Source organism: Streptomyces sp. NPDC048295, assembly GCF_040652135.1.
Taxonomy (GTDB): domain Bacteria; phylum Actinomycetota; class Actinomycetes; order Streptomycetales; family Streptomycetaceae; genus Streptomyces.
On sequence record NZ_JBEZLL010000014.1, the window covers coordinates 104,007 to 116,294 of the forward strand.

Annotated in this window: 14 protein-coding genes and 1 tRNA gene; 8 read left to right on the forward strand and 7 right to left on the reverse strand. The window is 69.3% G+C overall.

From position 1 onward, the window contains the following. The first annotated feature begins 6 nt into the window (after positions 1 to 6). A complete protein-coding gene (locus tag AB0D53_RS21705; RefSeq protein ID WP_362448981.1) occupies positions 7 to 606 on the forward strand; it encodes a TetR/AcrR family transcriptional regulator in 600 nt (199 codons plus the stop codon). 115 nt (positions 607 to 721) lie between these two features. Here AB0D53_RS21705 and AB0D53_RS21710 read toward each other — a convergent pair whose 3' ends face one another. Next, the gene (locus AB0D53_RS21710; protein ID WP_362448983.1) at positions 722 to 1,177 is read right to left on the reverse strand and encodes an SUKH-4 family immunity protein; all 456 of its coding nucleotides are present in this window, start codon (positions 1,175 to 1,177) and stop codon (positions 722 to 724) included. Positions 1,178 to 1,326: 149 nt separating this feature from the next. Between AB0D53_RS21710 and AB0D53_RS21715 the strand changes: the two genes are divergently transcribed. Genes AB0D53_RS21715 through AB0D53_RS21735 form a run of 5 tightly spaced genes read left to right on the forward strand, consistent with a single transcriptional unit; the run spans position 1,327 to position 4,166 of the window. Beyond that, complete coding sequence (locus tag AB0D53_RS21715) at positions 1,327 to 2,271, forward strand: aminoglycoside phosphotransferase family protein (protein ID WP_362448985.1); 945 nt, start codon at positions 1,327 to 1,329, stop codon at positions 2,269 to 2,271. Then, on the forward strand, positions 2,268 to 2,564 hold the full coding sequence (locus AB0D53_RS21720; RefSeq protein WP_362448987.1) for a hypothetical protein: 297 nt from the start codon (positions 2,268 to 2,270) through the stop codon (positions 2,562 to 2,564). The genes AB0D53_RS21715 and AB0D53_RS21720 overlap by 4 nt, the downstream gene beginning before the upstream one ends. Then, positions 2,534 to 2,839 (forward strand): hypothetical protein, encoded by a 306-nt coding sequence (locus tag AB0D53_RS21725; protein WP_362448989.1) that lies wholly within the window; start codon positions 2,534 to 2,536, stop codon positions 2,837 to 2,839. Before AB0D53_RS21720 ends, AB0D53_RS21725 begins: the two co-directional genes overlap by 31 nt. Positions 2,840 to 2,894: 55 nt before the next feature. Then, positions 2,895 to 3,590, forward strand: coding sequence for a class I SAM-dependent methyltransferase (locus tag AB0D53_RS21730; RefSeq protein ID WP_362448991.1), 696 nt, complete (start codon positions 2,895 to 2,897; stop codon positions 3,588 to 3,590). Positions 3,591 to 3,632: 42 nt separating this feature from the next. Continuing rightward, the gene (locus tag AB0D53_RS21735; protein WP_362448993.1) at positions 3,633 to 4,166 is read left to right on the forward strand and encodes a hypothetical protein; all 534 of its coding nucleotides are present in this window, start codon (positions 3,633 to 3,635) and stop codon (positions 4,164 to 4,166) included. Between the two features lie 82 nt (positions 4,167 to 4,248). On the opposite strand, the gene AB0D53_RS21740 is transcribed toward AB0D53_RS21735, so the two are convergent. Next, the gene (locus tag AB0D53_RS21740) at positions 4,249 to 4,851 is read right to left on the reverse strand and encodes a GNAT family protein (RefSeq protein WP_362448995.1); all 603 of its coding nucleotides are present in this window, start codon (positions 4,849 to 4,851) and stop codon (positions 4,249 to 4,251) included. A 189-nt stretch (positions 4,852 to 5,040) separates the two neighbouring features. Here AB0D53_RS21740 and AB0D53_RS21745 point away from each other — a divergent pair, with 189 nt between their 5' ends. Continuing rightward, positions 5,041 to 5,382, forward strand: coding sequence for a DUF5713 family protein (locus tag AB0D53_RS21745; protein WP_362448997.1), 342 nt, complete (start codon positions 5,041 to 5,043; stop codon positions 5,380 to 5,382). 139 nt (positions 5,383 to 5,521) lie between these two features. Here the strand turns inward: AB0D53_RS21745 and AB0D53_RS21750 are convergent, their stop codons facing one another. From AB0D53_RS21750 to AB0D53_RS21770, 5 genes are all read right to left on the reverse strand, one after another. Beyond that, positions 5,522 to 6,148: a hypothetical protein gene (locus AB0D53_RS21750; protein ID WP_362448999.1), complete on the reverse strand. Its 627-nt coding sequence runs from the start codon at positions 6,146 to 6,148 to the stop codon at positions 5,522 to 5,524. After that, complete coding sequence (locus tag AB0D53_RS21755) at positions 6,145 to 6,642, reverse strand: hypothetical protein (protein WP_362449001.1); 498 nt, start codon at positions 6,640 to 6,642, stop codon at positions 6,145 to 6,147. The genes AB0D53_RS21750 and AB0D53_RS21755 overlap by 4 nt, the downstream gene beginning before the upstream one ends. Before the next feature lie 600 nt (positions 6,643 to 7,242). Continuing rightward, complete coding sequence (locus AB0D53_RS21760) at positions 7,243 to 9,531, reverse strand: hypothetical protein (protein WP_362449003.1); 2,289 nt, start codon at positions 9,529 to 9,531, stop codon at positions 7,243 to 7,245. 3 nt (positions 9,532 to 9,534) lie between these two features. Beyond that, a tRNA-Pro gene (locus AB0D53_RS21765) sits at positions 9,535 to 9,606 on the reverse strand. A gap of 427 nt (positions 9,607 to 10,033) precedes the next feature. Then, positions 10,034 to 11,215 carry a hypothetical protein gene (locus AB0D53_RS21770; RefSeq protein WP_362449005.1) on the reverse strand — a complete coding sequence of 394 codons (1,182 nt, stop codon included), beginning with the start codon at positions 11,213 to 11,215 and terminating at the stop codon, positions 10,034 to 10,036. A 399-nt stretch (positions 11,216 to 11,614) separates the two neighbouring features. Here AB0D53_RS21770 and AB0D53_RS21775 point away from each other — a divergent pair, with 399 nt between their 5' ends. Continuing rightward, positions 11,615 to 12,190 carry a class I SAM-dependent methyltransferase gene (locus AB0D53_RS21775; RefSeq protein ID WP_362449007.1) on the forward strand — a complete coding sequence of 192 codons (576 nt, stop codon included), beginning with the start codon at positions 11,615 to 11,617 and terminating at the stop codon, positions 12,188 to 12,190. Positions 12,191 to 12,288 lie beyond the last annotated feature (98 nt).

Genomic DNA, 12,288 nt, shown 5'->3' on the forward strand with positions numbered 1-12,288 from the left:
GGACGGGTGCGGGACGAGAAGAGCGCACCTCTGCGCCCTGACGCGCAACGGAATCGCGAGCGGATCCTGGAAGTTGCACTGGCCGAGCTGACGCGGGCGGCGGACGCCCCGCTGAGCACGATCGCGAAGAAGGCGGGCGTCGGACAGGGGACCTTCTACCGCAACTTCCCGAACCGCGAGGCTCTCGTCCTGGAGGTCTACCGCTACGAGATGCAGCAGGTGGCCGAAACTGCGACCCAGCTGCTCCGGACCCGCACGCCCGACCGGGCGCTGAGGGAGTGGATGGACCGCCTTGCCCAGTACGCCATGGCCAAGGCGGGCTTGGCCGACGCACTGCGCAAGTCAACCGGAAAGTACGGCAGCCTGGCCCAGTTGGGGCACGGCCCGGTGACGATGGCGGTGACGGAGCTGCTGAACGCGAACGAGCAGGCCGGCACGATTCGTCCGGGACTGACCCCCGAAGACTTCGTACTCGCCATCGCCGGGCTCTGGCAGATAGACCCGCACAGCGACTGGCAGCCGCGCGCGAAGCGCCTTCTGGACCTTGTGATGGATGGCCTGCGGGCGGGAGCCCCTGGATCGGCGAGCGGGCCTGAACACGCCTGAGTGCGGCGCCGGTTGCTGAGATCCGAAGATCCGAAGATCCGAAGATCCGAAGATCCGGGGATTCGCAAAGGCGCGACGGCTTTTGTGGCCGAGGTGACCCGATCGGTGTGCGCGATCAGACGCTCATGCCGTATCCCAGCTCCTCCGCGGCGACGCACCAGAAGGAGTTCTCATCGGTGACCGCCGCCGCGTCGATCGCCTCGAACCGCTCCACCAACGCGTCGGTCAGCGCGTCGGCGGCCTCCTCGGCCAGGTCCTCGGCCGCGGCGGAGTCGTTGTCGGGCCCCGTGTACGCATCCGCCTCGGCGGCGGCTTCCTCGTAGGCGCGGCTGCACGCGGCGAACGCCGCAGCGCTGGAGTTCACCAGGTGAGGTGTGTGGTCCTCCGGCAGGCCCCACAGTGAGCCGTCGGCACGGCGTACGCCGAGCGCGCTCAGCCCCGGGTCGAGCGCGACCAGCACATACCGTTCCCCTTCGACAGTGCGCTCCGCGAAGGGCGTGTCCTGCCATGCACCGGGGTAGGGGGAGCCGGAGCATCCGGCCAGGAGTGAGGCGAGTTCGGCATCGTCCATACGAAGAATCTAACCCCCGCCGCTGACACGACCGCCGCGCGTCGCACCGGCCGTGTGCCGGCCCCACCACACCCGAGGAGCCCGGTCCGGGGACCGCGCGAGATGCCACTGATGCCCTCGCGCATGCGGGCGGTGCGTAGGGTGCGGGGGTGATCGACGTACCGAGGGCGTTCGCACGGAGCACGATCGAGCGCGAGGGCGAACCGGGTGCCGCTTGGCTGGCCGGGCTGCCCGGTGTGGTGGAGGAGCTGCTGGGCCGCTGGGAATGCGTCCAGGACGGCGAGGTCATGCACGGGGGCGTCGGGGTCGTCGTTCCGGTGCGCCGGCACGAGGAGGGGGCCGTGGTGAAGGTGTCGTTCCCCCATCCTGGCAATGTGCATGAGCCGGACGCGTTTGCCGCCTGGGGCGGACGGGGAGCCGTGGTGTTGCACGAGCGCGTGGACGAGCGCTTCGCCATGCTGCTGGAGCGAGCCCGGTCGTCCACCCTGGCGGAGCTCGAAGAGGGCGATGAGGCAGTGAGGATCGCAGGAAGGATCAGCCACCGACTGGCCATCCCCGCGCCGCCCGGACTGCCCCGGCTCCGGGACAAGGCCGATGCCTGGGAGGCCGAACTCCGTCAGGACGCGGAGGAATTGACGCACACACTGTCCCGATACGTGGTGGATGCCGCCCTGGCGACAGCGCGGGAACTCGGCCGCGGTCAGCCGGACACCCTCATCCACGGTGACCTGCATGCCCGTAACATCCTGCGCGCCCACCGTGAGCCATGGCTGGCCGTCGACCCCAAAGGGTACGCGGGAGACCCCGCGTACGACGCCGGTACGCTGCTCAAGTCGTGGGCGCTGACGCTCATCGAGGCGAGCGACCTCCGGAAGGCGCTGCATCGAACCGTGCACGTCTTCGCCGAGGCGGCCGAAGTCGACCGGGAACGAGCCCGGCGCTGGGCCCAGTTCCATGCCGTCCGGGCCGCCTTCTGGGGGCGCCGTCATGGCTTTCGCAGGGCGCGCGGAGGGGCCGGGCTGGACTTGCTCACTCAATTTGTCGACACGATGGCGGAGTTGCTCACCACAAGGACCTGGCGTGGTGGCCCATGAGCGCGACAATCATCACTGTGGGGCCGGCGTTTGCCGGATACCTTGTGACCTACCTGAACGGTCTGCGGCTGGCACAACGCCAGGAGCGACTGGCTCGGGTCAACCGGCAGCTGAGCGAGTTCTACGGGCCCCTTCTCGCACTGACCGAGATCAACAGCCGGGTGTGCCGAGCCTTCTCGCAACGCCACCCCCGCCCGGACGGCAGATCGCCCCTGCAACACGGACCGGACGAGCTGCCCCTGACCGAGGAGGAGCTGGCGGAATGGCGGTTGTGGATCACGAAGGTGTTCTGACCGACCACCGTGCCATGCGGGACATCCTGATCAACAAGGCGGACCTGGTTTCGGAGCCGCACATGCCTTTGATCCTGCTGGAGGTCTACGCGCATGCCTCCTGGCACGAGATCACCGTGGCCAGGTGGGAACAGGGCGGCCATACCCTTGAACAGGCCCCGCAGCCCTTTCCCGTGACGGAGATGCGTCGCTACGTCCGTGACGGCTTCGACCGGCTCAAGAAGGAACAGGCTGCCCTGCTGGGGCGGCGCCGTGGACGCCGGAATTCGATGTGACGCAGAGGATGGATGCGGTGCCGAGGGTCGCTGACGCTCGGTCTAGGTTGGCGGTGTGACCGAACCTACCTACCTGACCGCAGTCCGGGAGTCGTACGACACCGTCGCCGCCGACTACGCGGAGTACGTGCCCGATCCCGTCGAACTGGACCCCTTGTCGCGTGCGATGTTGACCGCATTCGCCGAAATCGTGCGCACCGCCGACCGAGGGGCCGTCGCGGACCTCGGTTGTGGCCCGGGCAAAGTGACGGCCCACCTTGCCGGGCTCGGGGTGCGGGCGTTCGGCATCGACGTGTCGCCCAGGATGATCGACCTGGCACGCGCGGCCCATCCCGGTCTGCGGTTCACGGTGGGCTCGATGACCGCACTGGACCTCGCCGACGACGAACTCGGCGGCATTCTGGCCTACTACTCCACTCACCACACGCCGCCGGATCTGCTCCCCGCCGTGTTCGCCGAGTTCCACCGCACCCTGGCACCCGGTGGGCATCTGATGGTCGTCGGCCGGGTGGGGAACGGCGAGCACCGGCGTGTGAGGAGCGCCTACGGCGACCACCCCGCGTACTTCGATTCCTACCTGCTGCCGGCAGACCGGATCGCCGAACTGCTGAACCGGGCAGGGCTGGTGGTGACCAATCGACTGGTTGATGAGCCCGTCGAAGAGGGGAAGAGGGCGATTGTCAGCTTCTTGGCCCGCAAGCCGGACGAAGCTCCGGACGACCAGGGACTCCACTCTTCCCCGCAAAGGTAACTTTAGTTGCGGAGTCGCTATTCGGTAACTATGGTTACCAGCATGACGCTGCCCGAGATCACGACCGCGGAACAGACAATCCTCGACAAGGCTCTCCTCGATGCCCTCAACCCACTCGCCTCGGCGATGCGTGCCCGGGCGACCGGACTCCCTGAGGAGCGCATGTGGGATGCCGACCCCGTCGGTGTCACTCTGTCGATCCTCACCACCTGGAAGGTGGTGGACGCGGAGGTCAAGCGGCTGACGGCAATCGCGGCAAGGACTGCCGGCTCCTACGGCGCGAGTTACGAGCAGTTGGGCGCTGCCTGGGGTATCACCCGGCAGGGTGCTCGCAAGAAATGGCCCGATGCCATCGACAGGTCGCTTCCTGCCGAATCGGAACCGAGCGTCATCGAGCTGTGCGGTGGCAGCGCCGAACTGTCCCGGGATCCGTCATCCGGTGGATGGCGGTGGGTCGGCCAAGGAGCCGATGGGACACGGGACGAGGCCGACAGTGCCCAGTACTACGCAACGAAGGAGGAGGCGGCCGCGCACGCGGGTGCCTTTCTGCGCGAGCACGTCGCCGAGTGCGGCTAGGGTCCGCGGGGCGGTCGACTTGATGCTCGGAGGAGTGTCGTGCCGGACTGGGCCATGAGCCGGGCGAGCGCTCTTCGTCCGCTCAGGCGTCCCAGGCGCGAGGGCGGTTCAGCTCTTCCCATTCGGGACGCAGCAGCGAGAACACGGCGAGGTCGTGGCGGCGGCCACGATGGAGGCAGGCGGAGCGGCTGGTGCCTTCACGTACGAAGCCGGATTTGGCGAGGACGGCGAGGGCCGGGGTGTTGCCTGTGTGGGTCTCTGCCGTGAGGCGGTGCATCGGGAGTTCGCCGAACGCCAGGTCCACCAGAGCGTCGAGGGCGTCGGTGCCGTGGCCGTGCCCGCGATACTGAGCGGCCAGCATCAGCTCGACCTGTGCTGTCCCGTCGACGAGGTTCTGGCCGGTCAGTGCGATGTGGCCGACAGGGGTACGGTCGGGGAGCAGGACGAGGAAGTCGTCGCGATCGTTGTCGTCGCTGTCGCGCTCGATGCGCTCCCGCATCGCGGTGAGGGAGTGCGGCCAGATGCCGATCTCGTAGGCGGTCACCGGGTCGGATCGCCAGCCGTGCAGGAGTTCGGCGTCGTCCATGTCGACTGCCGCGAGACCGACAGTCCTGGCACGCCAGGCAAGCTCCCTTTCGGCCTCTGGTCCATGCTCGGTGCCCGCGATCCCGGTGTCGTCGATCATGGGCGGATGTTATGGGCGCCACCAAGTCGCGGCCAGTGGATTATTCCGCTCAGTGGTCCTGCGCTGTCCTTCCTCCATCCCTTGGGGGCGCCGTTGACCGTGAAAGTGCTGGTCCGAAGTCTCGTGGCGAGCTTGTCAGTGGCGTGGTGCATGATCGGGACGATGGCTCTTCGAAGGAGATGGGGCACCATGCCGATCACGAACCAGAAGGTGACCGAGCACGCCTTTCTGCAACCCCTCTACGTGGACGACTTCTTTCCGGATCGCGTCGTCGACAAGGGCAGGGAGATCCTGCTGAGGCTGTGCGAGCGGATCGAGGCAGAGCAGCCGGTTGATCTGCAGGCGCTCTATGTGCTGACGGAGGCGGCGACGGAGCAGTTCAATCTGCTGGAGGCCGAGTTCGAGGCGGCAGGCAGTGAGATCGAGACCGTTGCGCGAGAGGAGATAGGCGAGGACTTCTGGTTCGTGGCGTCTGCTTACGGATTCTCGGACGCAGACCCGGAGGAGCTGATCGCCGCCAGGGAATGGTGAGGACGGCCGCACGGCCGCGGTACTCGGCCCGGCCGTTCTTCGACGGGGTAGCCACCACGGCCAGGGGCTTCTTCGCCGTTGTCGCCGACGAACTCCTCTGCAGGAGAATCGCCGTGAACTCCGTCCGGCGAGCCGGACCCTAGCGGGAGGGGGAGCGGAGCCTGCTGTCTGGCGGGATGTGCGTGGCCGGCTTTGTGACCCAGAAGCGGCACACGGCCCAGCCGGCGCACACTGCCAGGGCCGTCCAGATGAGGACCTCGGCCAGAACGGTTTCCTGGGTGAAGGTCAGGCCCGGCCGGGGCGGCAGCGCCATCATCTGCGCGGCGCCGCCCACGGGCACCGTCAGCCCGGCCAGCAGGCCGGTCACGCCGGGCCGCTCGATGGCCGAGCCCACCACACCGAGGACGGATCCGAACAGCACGCTCGCCGCCCACCACATGAGGAACTCCGGCCAGTACAAGGCGAGTGGTTCGTCCCGGAGCAACGCGTCCATCGGGTAGTACGCCCCTGTGGCCGCCATCAGCGCAAGCGCCGCGGTCATGGCGCCCCGCGCCCATGTCCCGGCCAGTCGCCCCATCACCACGGCGAGCGCCGCCCACGCCCAGCCGAGACCCACGAGGAGGCTGAGCACCTTGGCGATGCTCGCCCAGACGGTGCCTGCCAGCGGGGTGCCGAGTGTCGAGTACGGGGACGAAAGGGCATTGGTGAGCGAGGTGACCGCACCGAACCCGGCCCCTGTCGCGAGGCCCAGCGCTGTGATCTTCATTCCATGAGCATACTCAGTATGTTGATGGTGCCCATTCGGTGAACTCCTTGCCCTGGCCGCAGTCCCTCTGCCCGCCCTTCTGGCATGGAGGCACTGGCCGTTCGGCTGTCGGGACTGGAGACGCGTGCGTCGAAGGCGCGATCTGTGTCGTCGCGTTCCACGGCACGCTCATGCGCCGACGCGTGGATCGTCCGGCCCTCGCGCGGGCGTCTGCCGGCCTGGCCGCGTGCGTGACCGGGACTCGGCTCCATGGCACGGGACGGGCCCATCAGCATGTCGCCCGACGGCACACAGGCGTCCGACCCGCCGTCGCCCGCGCCCACCATGGTCCCGGTCACTCTCGACGGGGAAGCGATCGGAACGGTCCGGCTCGGACGCCCCTGCTCGCCGAATCCGTCGACCAGGTCCTGCTGGACCGGCTCGGGCAGCGACGACGCGTAAGGGCCCGCGCGCTTCGGCTGCTGGGCTTTGCCGCCGACCTGCCGGTCCTCCACGTCAACGCCGTACGCTCGCGACTTCCGCTCGACCAGATCGGCGGCCCGGCGTGTCCGGCCCGCCCCGTGAAGGCGGCATTGCTCTCCGACGTGGGCGTCATCCTGGCCCCAGCCATCGACCCGGGGCCGTCTTCCCGCAGGCGTTCGTGCGGGCACCGGTACCGCCGAAAGCCCCAGCCAGTCGTGGCGGGAAGCCCGCATAGCTCTCCGCTTCACCGCCTTGCGCGAACTCGTCATCCACTACGAGGCCCCGGGCACGCCGGCGTTGCCGGCCGAGATGCCCGAGGATGTCGCGCGCGACAGCACCCGACGTTGCCGCGATCGCCCGGGTGGCAGACGGACTCGGCCACCCGGAAGACCTGGAGACTTTGGACGCCTACTGTGCGACCGGCTCCCGACGAAGGGCCGCCGGCCTTCTCCACCTGCACCACGGCAGCGTCGTCCGTCGTCTCGAACAGATCGGCAGGACCCCGGGCATCGAACGCACCGAGCCCACCGCACTGATACGGGCCGGAACATGGCGGCTGCTCAACGACGGAGAGAGACCTGCCGCGCCGTCGCGGACTCTCGTGAGCCCTGTGCGACGTTGGCGCTCCGCCCTCATCGGGCCGGCCAGTGGACCTTTGTGGTCCAGCCGAGGAGGCGGCGTCCCTCGCCCGCTTCCGGCGAGCTGCCTACCGCGGCCTGGCGCAAGCCGGTCAGCGCCGGAGCGAGCCGGACGGCGACATGAGCCGGATGGCGGGCCGTCTCCTCGTCCAGGTGCGCGATCACCCGGGCCTGTTCCGCAGGACCGCAGAGCGACAGGTGGAACACCATCTGACGCCATGCGTACGCCGCGTCCTTGATGCTCGGCAGTGGCCGAGGATTTCCCTGTGCCCGGGCGGTCGTCAGGCACACGGTGGTGAAGCAGCGCCGGGCGAGGTCCGCCCATCCAGGTTCGGGAGCGATGCCGACCCGGCTGACCAGGGTGGCCAGATTGTGAGTGGTGAGGATCTGGGCCTGCTCGATGACCTTGCCGTTGGCCGCCACGGACCAGGTCCGCCCGTCCGGCTCACCGGCCCGCGCCGCGCACAGTTTCGCGAAGCCGGGCGAAGTGCGTGCCGGATGGGTACGGCGCAGTGACTCGCTCGCTTCGGTGATCGCCAGGTTGCGGACCGCCGCGTAGTCGATGCCGTAATAGCGCTCGTACAGAGTGCCGCCGAGCAATTCGGCGGCGACCCGCGCCGCAGCGAGGAACTTCGGTGTGAAGGCGCCCATGAAGATGTCCGACGCGAGTTCCTCGACGAACGGAGCGCCGGCATCGGCCTGTCGGGCGAGCACGCCGAGCTCCCGGACCAGAGGGTTGGGCAGGAGTGTGCCGGGGAAGGCCTGCACGGCCAGTTCGCCGAGTTGGCGCAACGCGGTGTGCGCAACTTCCTCCGTCCCCTGATCGTGGACGCGGTATTCGGCCACTGCGCCCACCCAGGGCAGCTCCTCCGCCCGCACCTGCCGGGCGAGGTCGAGCAGGAGCAGCGATCGGCGATTGCGGAACGCCCGGTAGTTCGCGGCCATCAGGGTGCGCAGAGCCTGGTCCTGATACACCTGCGAATCGGTTGCGGCGACCAGTTGCGGAACCAGTTCGGCCAGGACTTCGGCCGAGGGCACCACACCACGTTCCACAAGTGTGCCGATGGGAGCACTCAGTGCCGCCTCCACGACGCGTCGCACCGCCACCGGGATCGCCGCTCCGGCCGGCAACCCCGTCTCGGCGGCCTCGCGGGGCGAGACGTCCGAGACCAGTGGTGTCACATCGGCCGCACCGGTCTGCTGAGGCAGTCCGGAGAGCCGGCGCAGAACGAGTTGGGCCAGTGCGTGGTACGAGGGCCGGGCAGCCTGCACCGCCTGACGTGCACGCAACTCGCTGTGCCGAACGGAGCCGGGACGGCCGCGCCGTCGAACCATCGACTCCACCGCGTGCCGCAGCAGCCCGAGCCGACGGGGGCCCAGCGGCCGGCCTGCGACGGCTTCCTCCAGGGCGCCGCGCAGGATGCCCAGGTTCTCCTTCGGGTCACGGTGCTTGGTGCAGCGTGTGTGGGCCGCGGCGAGGACCCGGTAGCGGCGCAGGAGCAGCTCACCGCGCTCCTGCCATGCGTCGTCGGGTATGCGGTCCAGCACGCGGCCGGTTCCGACTGTTTCCAGCCAGTGGGCGAGCAGTTCGTCGCCGAAGGGCTGCCAGACGGCGAGGGCCTCGCGCTGGGTCTCCACCGCGGAGTTGGGGCGTCGGGCGGACAAGGACACGCCGACATCGCCGACCGTGCGCCGGTGCACCGCCTGGACGTCGGGCGCAGGCAGGGCGGACGGCCGCGGCATGAAGCGCAGCCGGTCGGCCCACGGTTCCAGGATCTCGACGAGATCCAGCGCGCCGGCCACGTCCCCGGCCCGCACCAGCCAGGCCACGACCAGCAGCGCGGCCTCCTCGGGCACCAGGATCTCGTAACGTCCGCTGTCGAGCAGCGCGTACAGCCGGGCGAGGCCCGGTTCGGTGAGGCAGTACGCGAACAGTGCCCGACGCTCGGCGGGTACCTCCGCCAGGGAAGCGGCCTCGTGTTCGTACGGCTGGAGCGGGCCCTCGGCTCTCGCCGCGGCGGTGGCGAAGCCGCCCCGGACGACTTCCGGGGTCACCCAGGCGGGCAGTCCCGCCACCGGGGCGCGTGAGCCGATGGTCAGGCGGCCGTCCGCCATACCGGAGAGCACGGCCTGCCAGCGCGCGATGCGACCCGCCGCGCGGGTCCGGGTGGCGCTTTCACCATGGGTCAGCCAGGTCAGAAAAGCCCGGTCCCGCATGGCCTCGGGAAAGGCCGTGAGGTTCCTGGACCCTTCAGAATGCTGCTGCTCAGCGTTTTCGTTCATAAGCCGACGTGGCAGGTTCCGCCCCTGCGCCCTCCGGGTCCCGAGCCCGGTGCTCTGCTACTGAGCTACACGCCGATGGACGTGAGGCTAGATGTCTGGCGGAAGCCCCTGCAAGCGCATTGTCCGGGCATTCGCAGTCCGGTGACCGGTGGCCGGTAGCGTTCCGTGCCGACGACAAGAGGGCCGCCACGGATGCTGGTACTCAACTCGGTTCTCTTCGAGTGGAATCGTTGCGCAGGCTCCAGATCTCCTTCCACTCCCGGGTGTGCCTGGCTGCCGACAGCGGGTCGCGAACCTGGGCCCGCTGCACCGCCAAGGTGATCCCGCACGTCTTGCATCGCACATTCGTATGCCGGACGAGGGGCGGCAGGCTTTCGTCGTGAACCCGTCCCCGGTGCGTGTTGAAGCTGCTCATCCGAAGACGTTGCGGTCTGCCGGGCCGGGATCGCACCCCACTATGGCCTCAGTGCTCGTGGTGGCGGCAGGTCGCCGGCCGCGTCTCTCATCGAGCCCCGACCGCACCGGCGTCGGGCGGGTCCTGGAATGGAGCCGCGGCATCTCCCGTACCGGAACGGCTCACGGCCACCCGCAGTGTCACGGCAGCCGCGACCCCCGCCACCAGCCCACAGGTCAGGGCAGCCGGGACGCCGCCACCGATACCGGCGGACAACTGCAGCAGGCCCCGGCGCAGGCCCACCCCGTCCGTGACCACCCGCAGCAACTGGCTCGCCAGGAGCCCGAGGACGGTCGCGCAGACCGCGCCCGTCGCCATCGCCGGGACGGTGGTCCGGGTGAACAGTGCGGGCAGCCGCCGCAGCGCCCACCACACGACGGCGAGCAGCAGCGCGTCGGTGGCCCGGTAAAGGAGCCAGTCGCCGAGCGGTGCGCCCGCCGGGTCGGACCAGGCACCGAGCAGCAGCCACTGGCGCAGGAGATCGCCCGGCTCGGAGAGCAGCCCGCTGTCCGGGGATACCTGTTGGATGGCGGCGGCGACCGGCTGGTACGAGAGGAGCACCAGGGACAGCGCGATCACCGCCGTTCCGACGGTGGCGGCCAGGCGGGCGGGGCGCGCCGGGATGCCTTCCTGCGGCAGCGGACCGGTTCCCTTGGCGGTGATGCGAGCGATGAGCACCGCACCCGTCGCCGCCACCAGCGCGCTCGCGACCAGGGCTTGCCGTCCGGAGGAGATCACGCCCGCGAGTTGGGGCAGGAAGCGGTAACTGCCGTGCCCCTGCGAGGCGATGAGCCACGGCGCGGAGACGGTCACAGCCAGGGTTCCGGCCACCAGACCCCAGGCCCACATCGCGAGCAGCGCGGCCGGCATCCGGCCCCGCACCGGAGGCAGCCTGTGGATCAGGAGCAGCGCCACGGGCACGAAGAAGGCGAAGACCGCGGCGAACCGGATCTGCATCGCGGTTTCGTACAGCGAGAGATAGCGGGTGCCGTCCGTCATGGTCGTGTCCCCGATCCCACCGGACATTCCGGCGCCGAACCGAACCGAGGCCGGAGGGTCGTACGACCAGGGGACGAGCCACCGTTCGAGCTCGGCGGTGGTCTGACCGCCGAAGACGCCGGTGCTGCCGGGCAGATGAAGTGCCTGCGTGCTCGCCCCCGCCCACCACAGAAGGGCCGTGAGGAGCAGACCTCCTGCCAATGCCGGTACTGCCGCGCGCCGGTATGTCATGTGCCGCCCCCGCCTCGACCGCTCATCCGGTGAATCCCCTGGCCATGGAGATTACGAGGCGCCGATCACATACGGATCACGGTCGTACGCCGACTTGCCCGGCGTCGAAGTCCGCGATCGGGCGGTCAGCCCCGCAGTTCGGACAGGTACTCCTCGCCGGGGCGCGGACCGTTCGCCGCGAGGGTCTCCTCCGGGGGATCGGCCGAAGGTGCCCGTCACCGGGCGAAGCGTGCCGAAGCCGAAGCTGTCGACGGCCAGGTTTTCGCCGGGGGAGAGACCTGACCGTCATGATGACCAGGCTGCCCACAGAGCTTCCGAAGCCGGTGGTCGGACGGAACCCGGTGCGTGGACCTCCGCTCGCGGATAGCGTCATGATCACGACGACGAAGGGGTGTATTCATGACCGAACGCGCTGAACGAGCTGTTCCGGACCGTGTGGTCGCGGCGGAGCGTGCCGCCTCCGAGGTGGGGTTCAAGAAGAGTTGCATTCCCGAGGTGGGAAGGCTGCTCAGGCTGGCCGCCGCTGCGAAACCCCACGGAACGATCGCGGAGAGCGGCACCGGCTCGGGAGTGGGCACCGCCTGGCTCCACAGCGGCCTCGGCGCCGGCGCACGGCTGGTCACCGTGGAACGCGACGAGGATCTGGCCCGTCGAGCCGCCGGTGTGTTCGCGGACGACGAGCGCGTCAGCGTTCTCGCCGGGGACTGGCGGCTGATCGAGCGACATGCCCCCTTCGACGTCTTCTTCTGTGACGGCGGGGGCAAGCGTGACGACCCCGAGAGGGTCGTCGATCTGCTGGCTCCCGGAGGCATGCTCATCCTGGACGACTTCACCCCCTCGTCCCACTGGCCGCCCCGCTTCGAGGGCGAGGTGGACGAGCTCCGCCTGTTCTACCTCAGTCATCCGGACCTGGATGCCACTGAAGTACTGACGACACCGGTCAGTTCAGTGGTCATCGCGGCACGTCGCCCCTAGGTAGACGTCCACTGCGCCGACTTTCTCGGGACGACGCTTCAGGAGCGGTCTTCGGGGAGCTCCATGGCAGTGCGCATGCAGTGGTCGGTGACTCGGTG

Bases quoted from the DNA above. Each gene is read 5' to 3' on its own strand.
- AB0D53_RS21710 (WP_362448983.1), bottom strand. From the start codon at position 1,177: ATGGACGATGCCGAACTCGCCTCACTCCTGGCCGGATGCTCCGGCTCC.
- AB0D53_RS21720 (WP_362448987.1), top strand. From the start codon at position 2,268: ATGAGCGCGACAATCATCACTGTGGGGCCGGCGTTTGCCGGATACCTT.
- AB0D53_RS21725 (WP_362448989.1), top strand. From the start codon at position 2,534: ATGGCGGTTGTGGATCACGAAGGTGTTCTGACCGACCACCGTGCCATG.
- AB0D53_RS21735 (WP_362448993.1), top strand. From the start codon at position 3,633: ATGACGCTGCCCGAGATCACGACCGCGGAACAGACAATCCTCGACAAG.
- AB0D53_RS21740 (WP_362448995.1), bottom strand. From the start codon at position 4,851: ATGATCGACGACACCGGGATCGCGGGCACCGAGCATGGACCAGAGGCC.
- AB0D53_RS21745 (WP_362448997.1), top strand. From the start codon at position 5,041: ATGCCGATCACGAACCAGAAGGTGACCGAGCACGCCTTTCTGCAACCC.
- AB0D53_RS21750 (WP_362448999.1), bottom strand. From the start codon at position 6,148: ATGAAGATCACAGCGCTGGGCCTCGCGACAGGGGCCGGGTTCGGTGCG.
- AB0D53_RS21760 (WP_362449003.1), bottom strand. From the start codon at position 9,531: ATGAACGAAAACGCTGAGCAGCAGCATTCTGAAGGGTCCAGGAACCTC.
- AB0D53_RS21770 (WP_362449005.1), bottom strand. From the start codon at position 11,215: ATGACATACCGGCGCGCGGCAGTACCGGCATTGGCAGGAGGTCTGCTC.
- AB0D53_RS21775 (WP_362449007.1), top strand. From the start codon at position 11,615: ATGACCGAACGCGCTGAACGAGCTGTTCCGGACCGTGTGGTCGCGGCG.